This window comes from Sphingomonas sp. DBB INV C78 (assembly GCF_042693015.1).
Taxonomy (GTDB): Bacteria; Pseudomonadota; Alphaproteobacteria; order Sphingomonadales; family Sphingomonadaceae; genus Sphingomonas_E.
In genome coordinates this window covers 3,985,449-4,004,171 of the sequence record NZ_CP170544.1, presented here as the reverse complement: position 1 = coordinate 4,004,171, position 18,723 = coordinate 3,985,449, and the positions used below count along the sequence as shown (strand labels likewise).

Genomic DNA, 18,723 nt, shown 5'->3' with positions numbered 1-18,723 from the left:
GCCGTTCGGATTCGCGACAGGAACCCCCAACTTGGCCGTGTCGTCGTCTATTTCCCGTCGAACAGGCCCGCTTCCGCGCCTGGCGGCGGATTGAGACCGAGATGTTTCCAGCCAAGCGCGTTGAGGCAGCGGCCGCGCGCGGTACGGGCGACGAGGCCCAACTGGATCAGATAGGGCTCGATCACTTCCTCGATCGTGTCGCGTGGTTCGCTCAAGCCTGCGGCCAGCGTCTCCACCCCCACGGGGCCGCCGCGATAGATGTCGGCGATCATGTGGAGGTAACGCCGGTCCATCGCGTCGAGGCCGAGATGATCGACCTCCAGCCGGTTGAGCGCGGCATCGGCCGTCTTGCGATCGACGATGGCGGCGCCGGCGACATCGGCGAAATCGCGCACGCGGCGGAGCAGGCGGCCGGCGATGCGCGGTGTGCCGCGGGCGCGGCGGGCGATTTCGACGGCGCCATCCGGCGCGATGGCGAGGCCGAGCAGCCCGGCCGCGCGCGTCACCACCCGTTCAAGCTCATCGACGGTATAGAATTGCAGGCGGACGGGGATGCCGAAGCGATCGCGGAGCGGGGTGGTGATCAGGCCCTGCCGCGTCGTCGCGCCGACCAGGGTGAAGCGCGGCAGATCGATGCGGACCGAGCGGGCGGACGGCCCTTCGCCGATCATCAGATCGAGCGCGCGATCCTCCATCGCGGGATAGAGCACTTCCTCCACCGCCGGATTGAGCCGGTGGATCTCGTCGATGAAGAGGACGTCGCCATCCTCCAGATTGGTGAGCAAGGCCGCGAGATCACCGGCCTTGACGATGACCGGGCCGGATGTGGCGCGGAAACCCGACCCCATTTCCTTGGCGATGATCTGCGCGAGCGTCGTCTTGCCAAGGCCGGGTGGGCCGAAGAACAGGACATGATCCAGCGCCTCGCCACGGGTTCGAGCCGCTTCGATGAACACGCGCAGATTTTCCCGCGCGGCCTTCTGCCCGACAAATTCGTCGAGCGATTTCGGGCGCAGAGCCGCGTCCACGTCCTCGGATCGGCGGGCGGCGGTGAGGATGCGGTCGGTATCGGTCACGCGCCTGTCGTAGCGGGCGCCGCATCGGCTTGTCGAGGGCGATACGCCAGCGCGAAGTTGAGGAAGTTGAGGATTGCCATTCGCTTCGTTGAGGGGCCACAAAAGGCCGGCCGTGAAAGGGCGAGGGAAGAGGCGCGTGGACGGTTCACCGCCGGCAGGCTGCCATTTCAATTCCAACATTACCAGAGGCGGCAGGCGCAAGAGGGGGAGCAAGCGAATGGAGATCAGTCGACGCGACATGCTTGCGGGCGCCGCTGTGCTCACCCTGGCATCGCGAGCGGGCGCCGCACCGGCGGGCTTCGATGGAAAGAGCTATCGCAGCGCTTTCGTGATCGACGGCCTGGGCGCGATCAGCGATCCTGACTTCAAGCCGGGTATGACCCGCTTCACCGCGCGCGGCGTTGCCGAGATGCGGGCGTCCGGGCTGACCGCGGTCCACATGACGGTCGCCAATCCCGGCAATGAGGCGACGCTGGAGCAGGCCGTGCAGGAGATCGCCGGCGGCGACCAGATGATCGCTGACAATGCCGACATGATTTCGCACGCGCTGACCGTCGCCGACATTCGCGCTGCCAAGGCAACGGGGCGGATCGCGATCATCTATGGCCTGCAGGATTCGGCGGTGATCGGGACCACGCTGGATCGCGTGGCCTTGTTCAAGGGGCTGGGCGTCCGCGTCATCCAGCTCACTTACAATCTCCGCAATCTTTCGGGGGACGGATCGCTGGAGCCGGCCAATGGCGGCCTGTCGAAGCTGGGCCGCGCGACGATCGAACGGATCGAGAAGGAGAAATTGCTGCTCGATCTGTCGCACGGCGGCCAGCGGACGATCGCCGAGGGGATCGCGGCGGCCAAGCGCCCGCTGACGATCAGCCATACCGGCTGCCGCTCACTCCACGACAATCCCCGCAACGTGTGGGATGTCGAGCTGAAGGCGCTGGCCGACAAGGGTGGCGTCGTCGGCATCTACTGGATGCCGTTCCTGGTGCCTTCGGGCAAACCCAGCGGCGACGACCTGATCCGCCACATGACCCATGCCGTGAATGTCTGCGGCGAGGACCATGTCGCGATCGGCACCGACGGGATGCTGTCTGCGACCGTGATCAACGACGATAGCCGCGCGGCGCAGAAGAAATTCTATGACGAACGCGCCGCCAAGGGGATCGCGGCGCCGGGCGAAGGCCCGGACATCTTCAATATCGTCCGGGATTTCGACACGCATATGCGCTTCCGCACGCTGGCCGATGGGCTGGCCCGCGCCGGCTGGCCGGCGGCGCGGATCGAGAAGATAATGGGCGGCAATCTGCTGCGGCTTTATGGCGAGGTGTGGGGAGCCTGACCAACAACCACTCGTCACCCTGAACGTGTTTCAGCATCCACTCCGCCATTCGCGCTGTCTGCGCTTGTGGATCGGTGGACCCTGAAACAAGTTCAGGGTGACGAAGATCTGATATCGACGAAAGCTGACCCTTGCCGAACAAGCCCCGCATCCTCTGCCTCGTCCGCGACACCGCCCATTGGCTGCTCGACAATCTCGAGGATCATTTCGAACTTGGTCGGGAGCCCGGCCCCGGCATCGAAGTGGTCGTGACGGGTGGAGGCGAGGGCATCGACGCGGCCACAATCGACAAGCTGCCGGACCTGAAGCTGATCGCGGTCTGTGCGGTCGGCTATGACAAGGTAGACGTCGCCTATGCCCACAAGCGCGGCGTGGCCGTCACCAACACGCCCGATGTGCTGACCGACGACACCGCCGATACGGCGATCGCGTTGATGTACGCGATCTATCGCCGCGTGCCGCTTTATGACCGCTATGTCCGCGATGGCCGCTGGGTGGCGGAAGGCGCGCCGCCGCTGACGCGCAAGCTGACCGGGCAGCGCATCGGCATTCTTGGCTTGGGCCGGATCGGCAGTGCCATCAGCCGGCGGTGCGAGCCCTTTGCCGGCGAGATCGCCTATCATTCGCGAACGCCTGTGGCGGGCGTGCCCTATCGCTATGCACCGAGCGCACGGGCGCTGGCGGCATCGGTCGATATATTGGTGGTCGCGACCTCGGGTGGGGCGGAGACGGCCCGGCTGGTGGATGCCGCCGTGATCGACGCGCTGGGACCCAAGGGCACGCTGATCAATATTTCGCGCGGATCGGTGGTCGATGAAGAGGTGCTGGTCGCGGCACTGTCTGAGGGCCGACTGGGTGCAGCGGGCCTCGACGTCTTCGCCCATGAGCCGCATGTGCCGGAAGCGCTGTTGGCGATGGAGAATGTCGTGTTGCTGCCCCATCAGGGAAGCGCGACGGTGGAGACGCGGCGGGCGATGGCCGATCTGGTGGTGGCGAATGTCGGGGCGTTCCTGGCAGGGAAGCCGTTGCTGACGCCGGTGGGGTGAAGTTCCTTCTCCCGCAAGCGGGAGAAGGATAGGTAGCCTTGGCGCGGCAAGCGCCTAGGCGGACTTGGATGAGGGCAAGCGGGCCAAAGGCCCGCGCCGTTCCTGCGGAACGGCAAGACCCTCACCCTACCCTCTCCCGCATGCAGGAGAGGGGGAAGGAAGTCATCGCGCCGCCTTTCTGAGCGCCAACCGTACCAAGGCGTCCAACGTCGCGCCCGGTCCCAGTTCCTCCTCCGCCGCGGCCACCGCGGCGCTGGCTTCAGCGGGGCGGAAGCCGAGATTGGCAAGCGCTGAGAGCGCGTCGGCTGCGGAGCTGCCCGCGGTGGCGACAGGCGCGGAACCGCCCGGACCAAGGGCGATGCCGCCGGTCTTGTCCTTCAATTCATTGGCGATGCGCAAAGCGAGCTTGGGGCCGACGCCGTTGGCGCGGGCGATCATCGCCTTGTCGCCGCCGGCGATCGCGCGGCCGATCTCGTCGGGTGCGAGCACCGAGAGGATCGCGAGCGCGACGCGGCCGCCGACGCCCTGAACGCTGGTCAGCAGACGGAACCAGTCTCGCTCCGCGCCCGAGCCAAAGGCGTAGAGGGTAATCGCATCCTCGCGCACCTGCATCTCGGTGAACAGCGTCACCTGCCCGCCCGTGCCGCCGATCGCGGAAAGGGTGCGGGCTGAGGCCTGCACGAGATAGCCGACGCCGCCGACATCGATCACCGCATGATCGGCCGCCGTCTCGACAAGCGTGCCGGTCAACCGTGCGATCATGCGATGATCCTCTTCATGGCCCTGGCGCTCGCCAGATGATGGGCATGGGTGATGGCGACGGCGAGCGCGTCGGCCGCGTCCGGCCCGCTGATCTTCACGCCGGGAAGGAGGCGCGAGACCATGGCGTGGACCTGCCCCTTTTCCGCGGCGCCGGTGCCGACCACCGCCTTCTTGATCAGGCGGGCGGCATATTCGCCGACCTGGATTCCCTGTCGCGCGACCGTCAGCAGCACGACGCCGCGCGCCTGGCCGAGCTTCAGCGTCGATTGCGGGTTGGCGTTGACGAACACCTCCTCCACCGCGGCGCCATCGGGGCGGTGGGTGAGGAGCACGTCGGTCAACTGGTCGTGCAGCGCCACCAGGCGTTCGGCGAGCGGCGCGTGCGTCTCGGTCTTCACCTGGCCATTGGCAATGTGGGAGAGGCGATTGCCGTCAGCGGCGATCACCCCCCAACCGGTGGTGCCAAGGCCAGGATCGAAGCCGATGAGGATCAGCCGAGCTTCTCCATCACCTCGTCGGAGATGTCGTAATTGCCCCAGACGGTCTGGACGTCGTCATCGTCGTCGAGCGCGTCGATCAGCTTGAGCAGCGTCGCCGCGTCCGCCTCGTTCACCGAGACCTGGGTCTGCGGGCGCCAGGCGAGCTTCACGCCTTCGGCATCGCCCAGCACGCCTTCCAGCGCCTTGGCGACTTCGTGCAGATTTTCGGTCGCGGTCCAGATCTCGTGGCCGTCCTCGCTGGAGGACACGTCCTCGGCGCCGGCTTCGAGTGCGGCTTCGAACACCTTGTCGGCGTCGCCTGCCGAAGCACCATAGTTGATCAGGCCCATGCGATCGAAGCCGTGGCTCACCGATCCGCCGGCGCCCAGATTGCCGCCATTCTTCGAAACGGCGGTGCGGACGTTAGTGGCGGTGCGGTTGCGATTGTCGGTCAGCGTTTCGATGATGAGGGAGACGCCGCCGGGGCCGAAGCCCTCGTAACGGATTTCCTCATAATTCTCGCCATCGCTGCCCGCGGCCTTGTTGATCGCGCGCTCGATATTGTCCTTGGGCATACCGCCCGCCCGCGCGGTGAGCACGGCGGCGCGGAGCCGCGCGTTCATCGCCGGATCGGGAAGACCCATCTTGGCGGCCACGGTGATTTCGCGGCTGAGCTTGGAAAAGAGCGCCGAGCGCTTCTTATCCTGCGCACCCTTGCGGTGCATGATGTTCTTGAATTTGGAATGGCCGGCCATTGCCGTCGCGGTCCTGTGCTGAATTCTGGAAAGGTGGCGGTTCCCTTAGCGGGGTGCAGGCCCTTCGCGCAACGGCGACGCGAGTTTCCATGCGACAACGGCGAGCGCGCAGGTGGCGACGAGCTGGACGGTCGACGCCGCGCCGTCGACCAGCGCCAGGGCCGCGAGCGCGGCGGGCGACAGCGCGAGCTTCACGCCGATCATCGTCAAGGCGACGTGAATCGCCGCGAAGGGCAGGATGATCGCCGCGAAGGCGAGCCAGAGCGGCGTCAGTTTGCCGCGCTGGCGTTGGTGCATGCCCTGCAGCTTGAACTCGGGATCATCGATGGCGAGCGCCGCCTGCCAGGCGAACAGGCCGATGGTGAAGGCGGTCCAGATCATCAGGGAAAGGATGCGCGCCATCCAGCGATCGGCGATCTCTGCTTCGGCGCCGGCGGCGACATTGGCGACGACGGCGAAGATGCCGGAGCCTGCCGCCAGCAGGAAGGTGAGCGCGCCGAAGCGCAGCAGCGGCAGACCGGGGGCGAAGGGATTCGTTATCCCTGCCATCCGCCGGATGATTGCGAAGTTGATCCAGAACACGGCAATGACCCGGACCACCATGGCGGCGACGAACAACGGGGTTTCCGCCATGCCCGGATCAGGCTTTACCGCGAAATCGATGAGGTTGGTCGCGGTAGTGACGAACAAGACGATCAGCCACAGCTCGGCCGGCATGAAGGGCGGCTTCAGATGGTCCATCACGGCCCGGCGGATGCCGGCGACGCTGGGTTCGATCGCAGGGCTCAAAGCTTCACCGCCGTGCCGCTCACTGAAACCATCAGCATCGATCCGTTCTGGCCGAGCACTTCATAGTCGATGTCGACGCCGATCACCGCGTCGGCGCCGAGATCGCGCGCTTCGGAGGTCAGTTCCTCGAACGCGGTGGTGCGGGCGTCGCGCAGCGCGCCTTCGTAGGCGCCCGAACGGCCGCCGACGATGTCGCGGACCGAGGCGAACAGATCCTTGAAGAGGTTGGCGCCGACGATCACCTCGCCGGTGACGACGCCGAGATATTCGCGGACTGGCCGGCCCTCGATCAGGGTGGTGGTGGTGACGATCATCCTTGCTCTCCGAACCTGGATTGCTCCCCGCCCGGCATCGGCATGGCCGATTCGGACAGCATCAAGCCGTCATCGTCGAAGAGGCGTATCTTCGCCAGCGGATAGATCGCGCGATCGCCAATGCCGTCGGGCACTGGCGACGGATGGGACTATCCATCCCATTGGCCCGCGCCACCCTCAGGCAGCGCCGGGCATGGGATGAAGGCGACGCCGTGGAGCATCATCACCCCGTCACGGCGCGCCGGCACGCGCTAGCCGAGGCCGAGTGCCGCCTTGTAGGTTTCAAGCAGCGCCTCGGCTTCGTCGCGGGCATGCTTTTCCATCTTCCTGAGCCGGACGATGGTGCGCATCGTCTTCGGGTCGTAACCCTGGCTCTTGGCTTCCAGATAGACGTCCTTAATGTCGTCCGAAATGCCCTTCTTCTCTTCTTCCAGCCGCTCGATGCGCTCGATGAACAGCCTCAGCTGATCGGCTGCGACATTGGGTTCGCTCATCCGGTCCTTCACTCCCGATTCGATGGAAGCGGAGGCTCTAGAAGGAATCGCCGAGCGATGGAATTGGCCTGCTCACCCTCATCAAAAGAAAAACGCCGCCGGCCACAGGGCCGACGGCAATTTTTCCGTCTCACGGGAAATGTAGAGACTTAGGCGGCGATCGCCTTGCCACGCGGCGCGCGCATGCGCATCGCACCGCCGACCATGCCGAAGCCGGCGATCAGCATCGCCCAGGTGGCCGGTTCGGGAACCGCACCGCCCACGCCTTCGCTGATCAGCGTGACGGTGGCCTTCACCTTCGGATTGGCGATGGTAAGGCCGGCGAGATCGCTGAAATCGATCTGATAGGTCGCATTGCCGATGGTGATCGGGGCGATGTCTTCCCAGCTCAGGCCGCCACCGGAGACGACCCAACCCTTGACGTAGAAGCCGTCGCCCTCGCTGGTACCGGACCCGCCCGGCGTCAGGAAGGACAGCTTGGCCTCCAGCGAGGCAGTGCCGGCGCCCAGGAAGCCACCGATGTTGAGTGTGGCGAAGTCGAAGGTGAAGCTCTCACCTTCATTAAGCGTGAAGGCCCCCGGAAGGCTGGCGAGGCTCGCCGAGAAGTTCGTGAAGCCGAACTGGTCGAAGTCGGTGACCTTCACATAAGTGTCGGCCGCGTCGGTATCGATCGAGAAGGTGGTGGCAGCCTGCGCCGGAGCGACGGCGGCAACCCCAAGAGCAGCGGCAGCAGCGAACTTAAAGAACGTATTTTTCACGCTAATTCCCCAACTGTGAACTTTGCTTTTTCCGTTCAGCAAGAAGCGGGCCAATGACCGCATTGCTTGCTTAGTGCCTTGTTAACCATAAACTTTGTAAGCATCATCGACAGTTGGGGAGCGCGTCTCATTGATCCAGATCAGTCTGCGGGGAAGGGCTGGCGCTTGCCGGCCTGCTTGTGGACGACGCCGTGGCGCATCACGAAATCGACGGTTTCGAGCCGACGAACATCCTCCAATGGACTGCCCGCGACGGCGATGATGTCGGCATCCTTGCCCACTTCGATCGAGCCGAGACGGTCGGCGCGGCCGAGGAGATCGGCAGCGTCGAGCGTGGCGGCGCGGATCGCCTGATCGGCGGTCATCCCCGCCTGCAGCATCAGGCTGAATTCCTGCGCATTGGTGCCGTGCTTCGAAACGCCGGTATCGGTGCCGAAGGCGATCTTCACGCCGGAGCGAACGGCGAGCGCATGCGCCTTGGCGGCGGCCGCGCCGGCGGCTTCGGCCTTGGCTATCGTCGCCTGTGGCAGCGCGCCCGCCCGCGCATTGCGGAGCGCCGTGACGGGCGCGATCATCGTCGGCACCAGATAGGCGCCCTTGGCCTTGAACAGCTTCATCGTCTGATCGTCCGCGAAGCTGCCATGCTCGATCGAATCGACGCCGGCATCGAGCGCGCTTTCGATCCCTTCCTTGGCGTGCGCATGCGCGGTCGCCTTGCGGCCGAAGCTGTGCGCGGTCTCGACGATCGCCTTCATCTCGTCCGGCGTCATCTGGCGGCCGAGGCCACCCGAGACGTTGGAGAGGACGCCGCCGGTCGCGGCGAACTTGATGACTTCGGCGCCGTTGCGGATCTGGGCGCGGACCGCGCGGCGGCAATCGTCGGCGCCGTCGCAGACATTGGTCTGATGCTGATGGGCCGCTTCGTAAAAGTCGCGGTTGAGGCCGTTGGCATCGCCATGGCCGCCCGAAACCGAGATCATCTCGCCGGCCGGAACGATCGTCGGCCCCGGCAGATCGCCGGCGTTGATCGCGTCGCGCAGCGAGGCGATGCCGCGGGCCTCGCCGCCGAGATCGCGGACGGTGGTGAAGCCCGATTCGAGCGTGATCCGCGCATGGCGTGCGGCGATGATCACCTCATCCTCATAATCACGGCTCGAGCTTTCGAGGCGCGTCTTGAGCGGATCGCCTTCATGGTAGAGGTGGACGTGCATGTCGATCAGACCGGGGAGCACGAAGCGATCCTTGAGATCGACCAGCGTGGCGCCGGCTTCGGGCGAGACCAGGCCGTCGCGCACTTCGGCGATCTTGCCGTCGCGGATGATGATCGTCGAAGGTCCGCGCGGGCGGCTGCCCGGCCGGTCCAGCAGCGCGCCGGCCTGGACATAGGTGACGCGGCTCGCGGTCGCGGCGGTCTGGGCTTGCGCGCCTGCGGTTCCAGCCAGCAGCACGGCGGCGCACAGCGCCAGCATCTTCTTACGCATGATGTGATGGTTCCTCCCTTGGAACCATCACCCTAGCGAGCGATCCTTCAAGGTTGAAGCGGTTTAGGTCAGCGCGACGGATCGGTCAGCGACGGCGGATCGCTGGCAGGAAAGCTATCGTCGAGCGCTTCGTCCAGCTCGGCGTCCAACGCCTCCTGCTCGGCGGTCTTGTTGAGGGTCAGACTTTCTTCCATCCGCGCGAGCTGTTCGGGCGTGGCCTTGCCGCCGTGACGATCCTTCCATTCGACATAAGGCATGCCATAAACGAGGAAACGGGCGGTTTCCTGATCGAACTTGCCGTTCGACTCCTCTTCCACCCACTCGGCCAGGCAGTTGCGGCAGAAACCGGCAAGGCCCATCAGATCGATGTTCTGCGCGTCGGTGCGATGGCGTAGATGACGCAACAGACGGCGGAAAGCGGCCGCGGCGGTTGCATCGTCTATAACATCTTCGGGGCGCGTGACCGTTTCAGTGGGCTTCATGGCACAAACTCCAAACTTGATCTGTCGCAAATAGGCTCTAACCAGCCGGCTGAATCCTGAAAGGAGAGGGTCGCTCCCCATGACCACCAAGTTCGCCGCCCACGCCCGCGAGCGCAAGGTCCGCGTGCTCGCAACCCTCGGTCCTGCCAGCGAAACGCCGGAGATGATCCGCAGCCTCTATATGGCCGGCGCCGATGCCTTCCGCATCAACATGAGCCACGGCGGACATGAGGACAAGGCGGCACTGGTCGCGGCGATCCGCGCGCTCGAGAAGGAACTCGACCGGCCGACGACGATCCTGTTCGATCTGCAGGGGCCGAAGCTGCGCGTCGGCACCTTCGCCGAAGGATCGGTGCAGTTGCGCAACGGCGCCACCTTCATCCTCGATCGTGATGCGGCGCCTGGCGACGAGACCCGCGTGCAGCTTCCCCACAAGGAGATTTTCGAGGCGCTGCGGCCCGGTGCACGGCTGCTACTGGACGATGGCAAGCTGGTGCTACGGGTTACCGATGTTGCAGACTATCGGGCTGAAACCGTAGTCGAGGTCGGCGGCAAGCTTTCCAACCGCAAGGGCCTGAACGTGCCCGATGTCGTCGTGCCGATGGCGGCGCTGACCGAGAAGGACCGCAAGGATCTCGCCTTCGCGCTTTCCCAGGGCGCCGACTGGATCGCGCTCAGCTTCGTCCAGCGGCCGGAGGATGTGGCCGAGGCGCGGCGGCTGATCGGCGGCAAGGCGGCTTTGCTCGCCAAGATCGAGAAGCCGGCCGCACTCGAACGGCTCGACGAGATATTGGAGCAGGCCGATGCGGTGATGGTCGCCCGCGGCGATCTGGGTGTCGAACTGCCGCCCGAGCGCGTGCCGCCGGCGCAGAAGCGGATCGTGGAAACCGCGCGGCGCATGGGCCGGCCGGTGGTCGTCGCGACCCAGATGCTCGAATCGATGATCCAGTCGCCATCGCCCACCCGCGCCGAGGTGTCCGACGTCGCGACCGCCATCTATGACGGCGCCGATGCGGTGATGCTGTCGGCGGAATCGGCGGCGGGGAGCTGGCCGGTCGAATCGGTGGCGATGATGAATTCGATCGCTCTCTCGGTCGAAAGCGACCCCGGCTATCAGGCGCGCCTCCACTTCACGGAGACGCCGGCGGACCCGACCACGGCCGATGCGCTGGCCGAAGCGGCCGGCAATATCGCGCGCACCGTATCGGCCGCCGCGATCATCTGCTTCACCACGTCGGGATCGACGGCGCGGCGAATCTCGCGTGAGCGTCCCGACGTGCCGGTGCTGGTTCTCACTCCCAGTCAGGCAACCGCGCGGCGGCTCGGCCTGCTATGGGGCGCGCATGCGGTCCACACGCGCGATGTCGACAGCTTCGAGGAAATGGTCGGCAAGGCCAAGCGCATGGCGCTGCGCCATGGCATCGCCAAGGCCGGCGACCGCATCATCGTCATGGCCGGCGTGCCGTTCGGCACGCCGGGATCGACCAACGTGCTGCACGTCGTGCGCCTGACCGGGCATGAGTTGAAGCGGCAGAGCTAGCGCGACGCCGTCTGCCGCGGGTTCACCAGCACGGGCTTGGCGCGATAATAGGTCGGGAAAGCCTGCTTGAGCGCGGCGATCTTCGGCAGGTCATTCACCCGGATGTAGAACCGGTCGGGGTGCAGCGTCAGATAGTCCTGATGATAGGCCTCGGCCGGGAAGAAGCCGCGATTGGGCTCGATCCGGGTGACGATCGGGCGGGGCCACGCCTTCGCCTTGTCGAGTTGGGCGACATAAGCGGTGGCGACCTTCCGCTGCGCGTCGGTAGTGGGCGTGATCGCCGAGCGATATTGGGTGCCGACGTCGGGGCCTTGGCGGTTCAGCGTGGTCGGGTCATGCACTACCGAGAAATAGATCTGCAGCAGCTTGCCGTAGCTGATCTGTGCGGGGTCATAGGTGATGCGCACCGCTTCGGCATGGCCGGTGGTGCTTGATCCGACCTTTTCATAATGGGCGTTCGCCTTGCTGCCGCCGGCATAGCCCGAGACGGCGGAACTGACCCCCTTCACCCGCTGGAACACGCCCTGCACGCCCCAGAAGCAGCCGCCGGCGAGCACCGCCGTCTCCGACTTGGCGGCCGATGGCGGGTCGAAGGCGGGGGCGGGCAGGCGTACCGCACTTTCCGCCGCGACCGCCACATCGGGGCGGGAGATCGGCGTCAGCGTCGCCAGGGCGATGACGGCCGCAAGGGCGGCGGCGGCGATATGGGTGCGGGGGCGGGCCATTCGGATCCTCGGAAGCTTCATGCTTCCAAAGATACGTGGGGCGGCCGCCCCCGGCTGCAAGCTTATTTCAGCGCGGCGCAGGCTTCGGCGATGCGGTCGCAGGCTTGGGTGAGGATGGTTTCCGACGTCGCATAGCTGACGCGGAAGGCCGGCTCGAGCCCGAAAGCCCCGCCATGGACGGCGGCGACGCGGCCTTCGTCGAGGAAATAGCCGATCAGCATCTCGTCATTCTCGATCTTCAGGCCGGCCGGGGTCGACTTGCCGATCAGGCCCGAAACGTCGGGATAGACGTAGAAGGCGCCTTCGGGGGTCGGGCAGTCGATGCCTTCGATTGCGTTCAGACGGCCGACGACGAGATCGCGGCGGACCTGGAAGGCGCGGGCGCGGTCCTTGAGGAAGCCCTGGTCGCCGGTCAGTGCCGCGGTCGCGGCCGCCTGCGCGATCGAGCAGGGGTTGGACGTGGATTGCGACTGGAGCTTCGCCATCGCCTTGATCAGCCAGGTCGGACCACCGGCGAAACCGATGCGCCATCCGGTCATCGAATAGGCCTTGGAACAGCCGTTCACCGTCAGGGTCCGATCGTAGAGATCGGGCGCGACCTGAGCGATCGTCGTGAACTTGAAGCCGTCATAGACGATATGCTCGTACATATCGTCGGCCATCACCCACACATGAGGGTGACGGCGCAGCACTTCGGCCAGGCCCTTGAGCTCGGCCTCGGTATAAGCCGCGCCCGACGGGTTGGACGGCGAGTTGAGCAGCACCCACTTGGTCTTGGGCGTGATCGCCTTGTCGAGCTGTTCGGGGGTGATCTTGTAAGCCTGCGCCGCGCCCGCCTGGATCACCACCGGCACGCCGCCGGCGAAGTTCACGATGTCGGGATAGCTCACCCAATAAGGCGCGGGGATGATCACCTCGTCGCCCGGATCGACGGTCGCGACGAGCGCGTTGAACAAGGTGTGCTTGCCACCGACATTCACGCTGATCTGGCCGGGCGCATAATCGAGGCCGTTGTCGCGCTTGAACTTGGCGGCGATCGCCGCCTTCAGCTCGGCGGTGCCGTCGACATTGGTATATTTGGTCTTGCCGGCGTTGATCGCCTCGATCGCGGCGGCCTTCACGAAATCGGGGGTGTCGAAATCGGGCTCGCCGGCGGAGAGACCGATCACGTCGATGCCCTTGGCCTTTTGCTCCAGAACGCGGCTGGTCATGGCGAGCGTGGCGGACGGCTTGATGCGGCCGAGCGCGGCGGACGTGAAGGTCATGGATCGTGTCCCCGGATTGGAAGGCGCGGGGGCTATACCGCCGGCGTCCCCGCCGCTCAACCGTTGCAGCGCAACATTGGACAAGAAAATCCGCGCGCCGGCCAAGTGGGGTTACTCACGCGGATGCGCCGGCGACAGATATGCTCAGTCGAGCCGCGCCGGGATCAGGCCGCGCAACGCATTGCCGACGAAGAAGCCGGCGGTGAGATCGGCCGGCGTCAACTCGCCCTCAATGGCATGGCCCTGGGCGATCAGCGCTTCGCGCAGGACGCCCGGCAGCAACCCGCGGTCGAGCGGTGGCGTCACCAATCGGCCATCGCGTCTTACGAAGATGCTCGTGAAGCTGCCTTCGGTGAGATGGCCCTCGCGATCGACGAAGACGACCTCGAACGTGCCCGATGCGTGGCGGATATCGTCGTAGAAAGCGCGGTCGCTGGTTTTGTGGCGAAGCCGGAAATCGCTCGACACCACGGGCAGCGGCGCCACTTTGACGTCGGCGACATCGGGATTGACGGGTAGGGGCCGGACCTCGACCGCGACCGCGCCGCTGCGCGACAGCATCACCCGCACCCGGCTGGGCACGCGCAGACGGAAGGTCGCCGCCTGCAATTCGTTGCGCGCGCCGTGGCGATCGAAGCTGAAACCGAGCGCGTCGGCCGACGCCTTCATCCGCCCGAGATGGCGTTCCAGTTCGGCGACGCCATCGATCGGATCGAAGCGCATCGTCTCGATCAGATCGAACGGGCGCGCCGCAGCGGTCACGAACGCACCTTTCGCAAGGCATTCGCGCCATTCGCCATCCGCGGTCGAATCGGCAACAACCGCCGATCCCAGCCCGAGCTCTGCAACCTTGCTCCCCTGTTCCAGCACCAGCGTGCGGATCGCGACATTGAACGCCGCGTCGCCCGCCGGATCGAGCCACCCGATCGAACCCGTATAGGGGCCACGCGCGTCCGCCTCTACCCCGGCGATGATTTCCATCGCGCGGATCTTGGGCGCGCCCGTCACCGATCCGCACGGGAAGATGGCCGACAGCACGTCTATGGCGTCGCGATCCTCCGCCAGGCGGGCTGTCACTGTCGAGGTGAGGGTGTGGATGGTCGGATAGGTTTCGACCGTGAACAGCGCCGGCACCTCGACGCTCCCCGCCTCCGCCACGCGCGACAGATCGTTGCGGAGCAGATCGACGATCATCAGATTTTCCGCGCGCTCCTTGGCGTCCTCGGAAAGCGCCTGTGCCGAAGCGGCGTCTGCGGCCGCATCAGCGCCTCGCTTTGCCGTTCCCTTCATCGGCCGGGCGGTCAGTGCGCCCCGATCCAGCGTGAAGAACAGCTCGGGCGAGCAGGAGAGCAACCAATGCTGGCCGGTGAACAGTACGCCGCCCCAGCCGCCATGGCTGCTTGATCGGAGTGCGGCGTAAAGCGCGAGCGGATCGCCTTCGATGGGCACATCCGCGCGGAAGCTGAGATTCGCTTGATAGATATCGCCCGCGGCGATGAAGTCGCGGACCTTGGCGAAGGCGTCGGCATAGGCCGGATAATCGATCCGCGGTTCGGGCGAGCCCGCCCAGGCGCCGACCGGATCGGGGAGCAGAGCTGAAACTGTTTCGGGAGACAGTGCCTCGAAGCCTTCGAACAGGCCGAACCAGAGGAGCGGGACTTTATCGGCCCGTGCTTGCGACAGCGCTTCCAGCCGTCCTTCCAGCGCGAGCCCGGCTTCATAGGCGATATAGCCCGCGGCATGTAGGCCACGCGCCTTCGCCGCCCGCAAAGCTTCCAGCGCTGGGGCGACTTCCTCGGGTGTGTCCGCCCTGATCTCGGCCACCGCATTCGCATAAAGCCGCGCCGGCCCCGCGCCGGTCTCGCGGGCGTCGTCGAGGAGGATGAAGGGGCGGGCGGTATCGATCGTCACGCCGCCAGTTGCCGCGTCCGGCCCCCTTTCGTAAACCCCTGCGACACTCTTGCTTTGGGGGAATGTTTCCAGCCATGCGCCTTGCCTTCCTGCTCGCGGCGGTTGCGCTGCCTTTCGCTCCCGCCCTCGCCGATGTGGAAAAGCCCGCCGCCTTGGTCGCCGATGGCGTTCCGGCCGTGCCCGTAGCGCTGGCGGATGCGACCCGGCCCTATATGGAGTTCCGCACCGCCACCTTCCTCGGCTGGAACCCGGCGGACCGATCGATGCTGATCGGCACGCGTTTCGGCAACACCGTGCAGGCGCATCGCGTGGCAAGCCCGCTGGCGGCACGCACCCAGCTCAGCTTCGAGGCGGACCGGATCGCGGACGGGCATTGGGCGCCGGGCAAGGGCGATACGCTGATGATTCAGAAGGATATCGGCGGTGACGAATTCTTCCAGCTCTACACGCTGGCGAACGGCCGGCTGACCTTGCTTTCCGACGGCAAGAGCCGCAACGAATATGGCGCCTGGAGCCATGACGGGCAGTGGATCGGTTACAGCTCCACACGGCGGAACGGCACCGATACCGACCTTTATGTCGTCGATCCGCGCGATTCGAAGAGCGACCGGCTGGTCGCGCAGGTGAAGGGCGGCGGCTGGCAGATCATGGGCTTCGCGCCGGACGGCAAGAGCGCCGTCGTGCTCAATTATACCTCAGTCACGAAGTCCGATCTCTATCGGCTCGACCTTGCCGGTGGGGCGCTGACGCCGATCAACGATCTCAAGGCGGCGGTCTCCTATGGCGACGTGGATTATGCGCCGGACGGCACATTGTGGGCGACGTCGGACGAGGGATCGGATTTCAAGCGCCTCGGCCGCATCGACGCCAAGACGGGCAAGTTCACCGCGGTCGCGATTCCCGGGAAGGGCGTTGTCGAAGGGTTCGATATCGCGCCCGACGGCAGCTTCATCGCGGTGGTGATGAACGAAGCGGGCGTCGGCCGGCTCCATCTGCTCGATCCGCGAACCGGTGCGAGCCGCACAGTGAGCGAGCTGCCGATGGGCGTGATCGCGTCGCTGGAGGTCGCGCCCTGGGGCGAGATCGGGCTGTCGCTCGCGTCGGCCAAATCGCCGACCGATGCCTGGTCGGTCGATCCAAAGACGCTGAAGGTGACGCGCTGGACCGCGAGCGAGACCGGTGGCCTGGACACCGCCGCCAATGTCGAACCCGAACTCGTCTCGATCAAGAGCTTCGATAGCGAAACGGTTTCGGGCTTCCTCTATCGCCCCGATGCCAGCAAGTTTCCGGGCAAGCGGCCGCTGATCATCAACATCCATGGCGGCCCGGAAGCGCAATCGCGCCCCGGTTTCCTCGCCCGCAACAATTATCTGCTGAACGAGCTCGGGATCGCCATCTTCTATCCGAATGTCCGCGGCTCTGAAGGTTTCGGCAAGCGCTTCATCAGTCTCGATAACGGCCCCTTCAAGCGCGAGGATTCGGTGAAGGACATCGGCGCCTTCCTTGATGTGCTGGACAAGGATGCGGCGCTCGATCCCGCGCGCTTCGCCGTCACCGGCGGCTCCTATGGCGGCTATATGTGCTACGCGACCGCGATCCGTTACGGCAGCCGGCTGAAGGGGGCGAACTGCGTCGTCGCCATCTCCAATTTCGTGACCTTCCTGGAGAATACGCAGAGCTATCGCCGCGACCTGCGTCGCGTGGAATATGGCGACGAACGCGAATTCAAGCAGCGCGCCAAGCTGATGGAAATCTCGCCGCTCAGCCGCGTCAATGAGCTCAACCTGCCGATGATGGTGGTGACGGGCGGCAATGATCCGCGCGTGCCCGCTTCGGAAGCGGACCAGATCATCAAGGCGGTTCGTGGCAAGGGTGGCACGGCCTGGCATCTGCTGGGGCAGGATGAAGGCCATGGCTTCGCCAAGAAGGTCAATCAAGACTATCAGTTCTGGACCAGCCTGATCTTCTGGCAGCAGACGCTGCTCGGTCAGGCGCCAGCCACTCCTGCAAAGGCCGCCGAGTAACCCAATGACCGAAGCCTCGCCCCCGCTGCGCGCCGCGATCGTGCCCGTCACGCCGCTCCAGCAGAATTGCACGCTCGTCTGGTGCACCAAGACGATGCGCGGCGCCTTCATCGATGCCGGTGGCGATCTGCCGCGATTGACGGCGGCTGCCGAGAAAGCGGGGGTGACGATCGAGAAATTGCTCGTCACCCACGGCCATATCGACCATTGCGGCGGCACCGGCATTCTCGCCGAACAGCTCGGCGTGCCGATCGAGGGGCCGCATGAGGCCGATCGCTTCTGGATTTCGCGGCTCGACGAGGATGGCCGCAACTACGGCATCGAAGGCCGCGTGTTCGAGCCGGATCGCTGGCTCAAGGATGGCGATACGGTGACGGTGGGCGAACTCAGCTTCGACGTGATCCACTGCCCCGGCCACACGCCGGGCCATGTCGTCTTCCACCACGCGCCGTCACAGCTCGCGATCGTCGGTGACGTGCTGTTCCAGGGCTCGATCGGCCGCACCGATTTCCCGATGGGCAATCATGCCGACCTCATCGACGCGATCACCCGCAAGCTGTGGCCGCTCGGCGGCGAGACCGCCTTCGTCTGCGGCCACGGGCCGATGTCGACCTTCGCCCACGAACGCCGCACCAACCCATTCGTGGGCGATGCGGCGATCGCGAGGGAGTGACGCGAATCAGCCGATGACGGTCTTGGTCGCCGCGGCGCCCGGCAGCGCATAGACGATCATCAGCGCATAAATGGCGAGGCCGACCAGCGCGAGCCAGGTTACGAGGATGCCGATCACCCGCGTCTTGCCGGGCTTATCCAGGCTGTCCATGCCGAAGGCGTGGAGGATGCGCGCGAGGATGAAGGCGATCCCTACCAGCCACAACCACAGCGCCTGGCCTCGCGCCAGTTCGATCAGGCCGAGCAGAATCAGGAAGAAGGGCGTGTTCTCGATATAGTTGGCCTGAGCCCGCATCCGCGCGACCAGCAGCGGCTGGCCACCATCGCCGGTCAGCACCTTGGCCTGCGCGCGCACGCGGCCGACGCGCGTCCCCAGCCAGATGTTGATAAGCGCGGCTGCAGCGGCAATGGTCAGCGTGATCGGCAGCACCGTCATGGCATTCTTCCCCCAAACTTTTGTCGGTGGCCTGCCTCGCATGGGTAGCTCCGGCTTGCAACACGGGCTGAAATCGCTATAGGGCACCCGTTCGCGACGAGCCTGGCCGCTTGGTCCATCACCCTGAGGGGTTGTGGTCCGCTGGCGGCAAAACTCGTCGCTTATTCTTTTTTTGCAGATGGAACAGGTGCCGAGATGGCCGTCCCCAAGAGAAAAACTTCGCCGTCGAAGCGGAACATGCGTCGCAGCCATGACGCGCTTTCGGTCGAATCCTTCCAGGAATGCCCGAATTGCGGCGAGCTGAAGCGTCCGCACAATCTGTGCAACGCTTGCGGCCACTATAATGGACGCGAGATCGTCTCGGTCGAAGCCTGA

At 65.6% G+C, this 18,723-nt stretch carries 20 protein-coding genes; 6 read left to right on the top strand and 14 right to left on the bottom strand.

From position 1 onward, the window contains the following. Positions 1 to 47: 47 nt before the first annotated feature. A complete protein-coding gene (gene ruvB / locus ACFB49_RS18975) occupies positions 48 to 1,076 on the bottom strand; it encodes a Holliday junction branch migration DNA helicase RuvB (RefSeq protein WP_380872882.1) in 1,029 nt (342 codons plus the stop codon). Between the two features lie 217 nt (positions 1,077 to 1,293). On the opposite strand from ruvB, the gene ACFB49_RS18970 reads away from it, so the two are divergent. Further along, on the top strand, positions 1,294 to 2,415 hold the full coding sequence (locus tag ACFB49_RS18970; RefSeq protein ID WP_380872880.1) for a dipeptidase: 1,122 nt from the start codon (positions 1,294 to 1,296) through the stop codon (positions 2,413 to 2,415). A gap of 131 nt (positions 2,416 to 2,546) precedes the next feature. Next, positions 2,547 to 3,461, top strand: a complete 915-nt coding sequence (locus ACFB49_RS18965; RefSeq protein WP_380872879.1) for a 2-hydroxyacid dehydrogenase — start codon at positions 2,547 to 2,549, stop codon at positions 3,459 to 3,461. Positions 3,462 to 3,623: 162 nt separating this feature from the next. Here the strand turns inward: ACFB49_RS18965 and ruvA are convergent, their stop codons facing one another. From ruvA to ACFB49_RS18920, 9 genes are all read right to left on the bottom strand, one after another. Beyond that, a complete protein-coding gene (ruvA, locus tag ACFB49_RS18960; protein WP_380872878.1) occupies positions 3,624 to 4,223 on the bottom strand; it encodes a Holliday junction branch migration protein RuvA in 600 nt (199 codons plus the stop codon). After that, positions 4,220 to 4,717, bottom strand: a complete 498-nt coding sequence (gene ruvC, locus ACFB49_RS18955) for a crossover junction endodeoxyribonuclease RuvC (RefSeq protein WP_380880038.1) — start codon at positions 4,715 to 4,717, stop codon at positions 4,220 to 4,222. Before ruvC ends, ruvA begins: the two co-directional genes overlap by 4 nt. Then, positions 4,714 to 5,457, bottom strand: a complete 744-nt coding sequence (locus tag ACFB49_RS18950; protein WP_380872877.1) for a YebC/PmpR family DNA-binding transcriptional regulator — start codon at positions 5,455 to 5,457, stop codon at positions 4,714 to 4,716. The genes ruvC and ACFB49_RS18950 overlap by 4 nt, the downstream gene beginning before the upstream one ends. A gap of 45 nt (positions 5,458 to 5,502) precedes the next feature. Continuing rightward, complete coding sequence (locus ACFB49_RS18945; protein ID WP_380872876.1) at positions 5,503 to 6,246, bottom strand: hypothetical protein; 744 nt, start codon at positions 6,244 to 6,246, stop codon at positions 5,503 to 5,505. Continuing rightward, positions 6,243 to 6,560 carry a heavy metal-binding domain-containing protein gene (locus ACFB49_RS18940; RefSeq protein WP_380872875.1) on the bottom strand — a complete coding sequence of 106 codons (318 nt, stop codon included), beginning with the start codon at positions 6,558 to 6,560 and terminating at the stop codon, positions 6,243 to 6,245. The genes ACFB49_RS18945 and ACFB49_RS18940 overlap by 4 nt, the downstream gene beginning before the upstream one ends. 251 nt (positions 6,561 to 6,811) lie before the next feature. Next, complete coding sequence (locus ACFB49_RS18935; protein WP_380872874.1) at positions 6,812 to 7,054, bottom strand: DUF2312 domain-containing protein; 243 nt, start codon at positions 7,052 to 7,054, stop codon at positions 6,812 to 6,814. 149 nt (positions 7,055 to 7,203) lie between these two features. Next, positions 7,204 to 7,812 (bottom strand): PEPxxWA-CTERM sorting domain-containing protein, encoded by a 609-nt coding sequence (locus tag ACFB49_RS18930; RefSeq protein WP_380872873.1) that lies wholly within the window; start codon positions 7,810 to 7,812, stop codon positions 7,204 to 7,206. A 140-nt stretch (positions 7,813 to 7,952) separates the two neighbouring features. Next, positions 7,953 to 9,293: an amidohydrolase family protein gene (locus ACFB49_RS18925; protein ID WP_380872872.1), complete on the bottom strand. Its 1,341-nt coding sequence runs from the start codon at positions 9,291 to 9,293 to the stop codon at positions 7,953 to 7,955. Between the two features lie 68 nt (positions 9,294 to 9,361). After that, entirely contained in the window at positions 9,362 to 9,775 is a 414-nt protein-coding gene (locus ACFB49_RS18920) for a DUF1244 domain-containing protein (RefSeq protein ID WP_380872871.1), read from the bottom strand. Positions 9,776 to 9,854: 79 nt separating this feature from the next. Between ACFB49_RS18920 and pyk the strand changes: the two genes are divergently transcribed. Beyond that, a complete protein-coding gene (gene pyk / locus ACFB49_RS18915; protein WP_380872870.1) occupies positions 9,855 to 11,315 on the top strand; it encodes a pyruvate kinase in 1,461 nt (486 codons plus the stop codon). Here the strand turns inward: pyk and msrA are convergent. The 3 genes from msrA to pabB all read right to left on the bottom strand — a co-directional run bounded on the left by msrA (position 11,312) and on the right by pabB (position 15,216). Continuing rightward, on the bottom strand, positions 11,312 to 12,040 hold the full coding sequence (msrA, locus tag ACFB49_RS18910) for a peptide-methionine (S)-S-oxide reductase MsrA (protein WP_380872869.1): 729 nt from the start codon (positions 12,038 to 12,040) through the stop codon (positions 11,312 to 11,314). The two genes, pyk and msrA, sit on opposite strands and share 4 nt — an antisense overlap. A gap of 62 nt (positions 12,041 to 12,102) precedes the next feature. Further along, positions 12,103 to 13,305: a pyridoxal phosphate-dependent aminotransferase gene (locus tag ACFB49_RS18905; RefSeq protein ID WP_380872868.1), complete on the bottom strand. Its 1,203-nt coding sequence runs from the start codon at positions 13,303 to 13,305 to the stop codon at positions 12,103 to 12,105. A 144-nt stretch (positions 13,306 to 13,449) separates the two neighbouring features. Next, positions 13,450 to 15,216, bottom strand: a complete 1,767-nt coding sequence (gene pabB / locus ACFB49_RS18900) for an aminodeoxychorismate synthase component I (RefSeq protein ID WP_380872866.1) — start codon at positions 15,214 to 15,216, stop codon at positions 13,450 to 13,452. Positions 15,217 to 15,290: 74 nt separating this feature from the next. Here pabB and ACFB49_RS18895 point away from each other — a divergent pair, with 74 nt between their 5' ends. Together ACFB49_RS18895 and ACFB49_RS18890 are read left to right on the top strand one after the other, a co-directional pair. Next, entirely contained in the window at positions 15,291 to 17,240 is a 1,950-nt protein-coding gene (locus ACFB49_RS18895; protein ID WP_380872865.1) for a prolyl oligopeptidase family serine peptidase, read from the top strand. Between the two features lie 4 nt (positions 17,241 to 17,244). Next, positions 17,245 to 17,913 (top strand): MBL fold metallo-hydrolase, encoded by a 669-nt coding sequence (locus tag ACFB49_RS18890; RefSeq protein ID WP_380872863.1) that lies wholly within the window; start codon positions 17,245 to 17,247, stop codon positions 17,911 to 17,913. A gap of 6 nt (positions 17,914 to 17,919) precedes the next feature. Here the strand turns inward: ACFB49_RS18890 and ACFB49_RS18885 are convergent, their stop codons facing one another. Beyond that, positions 17,920 to 18,348: an MAPEG family protein gene (locus tag ACFB49_RS18885; protein ID WP_380872862.1), complete on the bottom strand. Its 429-nt coding sequence runs from the start codon at positions 18,346 to 18,348 to the stop codon at positions 17,920 to 17,922. A gap of 195 nt (positions 18,349 to 18,543) precedes the next feature. On the opposite strand from ACFB49_RS18885, the gene rpmF reads away from it, so the two are divergent. Next, positions 18,544 to 18,723 carry a 50S ribosomal protein L32 gene (rpmF, locus tag ACFB49_RS18880; protein ID WP_380872860.1) on the top strand — a complete coding sequence of 60 codons (180 nt, stop codon included), beginning with the start codon at positions 18,544 to 18,546 and terminating at the stop codon, positions 18,721 to 18,723.

What these genes read in the sequence shown, in the direction of transcription:
- ACFB49_RS18970 (WP_380872880.1), top strand. Translation starts at nt 1,294, where the DNA reads ATGGAGATCAGTCGACGCGACATGCTTGCGGGCGCCGCTGTGCTCACC.
- ruvA (WP_380872878.1), bottom strand. Translation starts at nt 4,223, where the DNA reads ATGATCGCACGGTTGACCGGCACGCTTGTCGAGACGGCGGCCGATCAT.
- ACFB49_RS18950 (WP_380872877.1), bottom strand. Translation starts at nt 5,457, where the DNA reads ATGGCCGGCCATTCCAAATTCAAGAACATCATGCACCGCAAGGGTGCG.
- ACFB49_RS18940 (WP_380872875.1), bottom strand. Translation starts at nt 6,560, where the DNA reads ATGATCGTCACCACCACCACCCTGATCGAGGGCCGGCCAGTCCGCGAA.
- ACFB49_RS18935 (WP_380872874.1), bottom strand. Translation starts at nt 7,054, where the DNA reads ATGAGCGAACCCAATGTCGCAGCCGATCAGCTGAGGCTGTTCATCGAG.
- ACFB49_RS18925 (WP_380872872.1), bottom strand. Translation starts at nt 9,293, where the DNA reads ATGCGTAAGAAGATGCTGGCGCTGTGCGCCGCCGTGCTGCTGGCTGGA.
- ACFB49_RS18920 (WP_380872871.1), bottom strand. Translation starts at nt 9,775, where the DNA reads ATGAAGCCCACTGAAACGGTCACGCGCCCCGAAGATGTTATAGACGAT.
- pyk (WP_380872870.1), top strand. Translation starts at nt 9,855, where the DNA reads ATGACCACCAAGTTCGCCGCCCACGCCCGCGAGCGCAAGGTCCGCGTG.
- msrA (WP_380872869.1), bottom strand. Translation starts at nt 12,040, where the DNA reads ATGGCCCGCCCCCGCACCCATATCGCCGCCGCCGCCCTTGCGGCCGTC.
- ACFB49_RS18905 (WP_380872868.1), bottom strand. Translation starts at nt 13,305, where the DNA reads ATGACCTTCACGTCCGCCGCGCTCGGCCGCATCAAGCCGTCCGCCACG.
- ACFB49_RS18895 (WP_380872865.1), top strand. Translation starts at nt 15,291, where the DNA reads ATGCGCCTTGCCTTCCTGCTCGCGGCGGTTGCGCTGCCTTTCGCTCCC.
- ACFB49_RS18890 (WP_380872863.1), top strand. Translation starts at nt 17,245, where the DNA reads ATGACCGAAGCCTCGCCCCCGCTGCGCGCCGCGATCGTGCCCGTCACG.
- ACFB49_RS18885 (WP_380872862.1), bottom strand. Translation starts at nt 18,348, where the DNA reads ATGACGGTGCTGCCGATCACGCTGACCATTGCCGCTGCAGCCGCGCTT.
- rpmF (WP_380872860.1), top strand. Translation starts at nt 18,544, where the DNA reads ATGGCCGTCCCCAAGAGAAAAACTTCGCCGTCGAAGCGGAACATGCGT.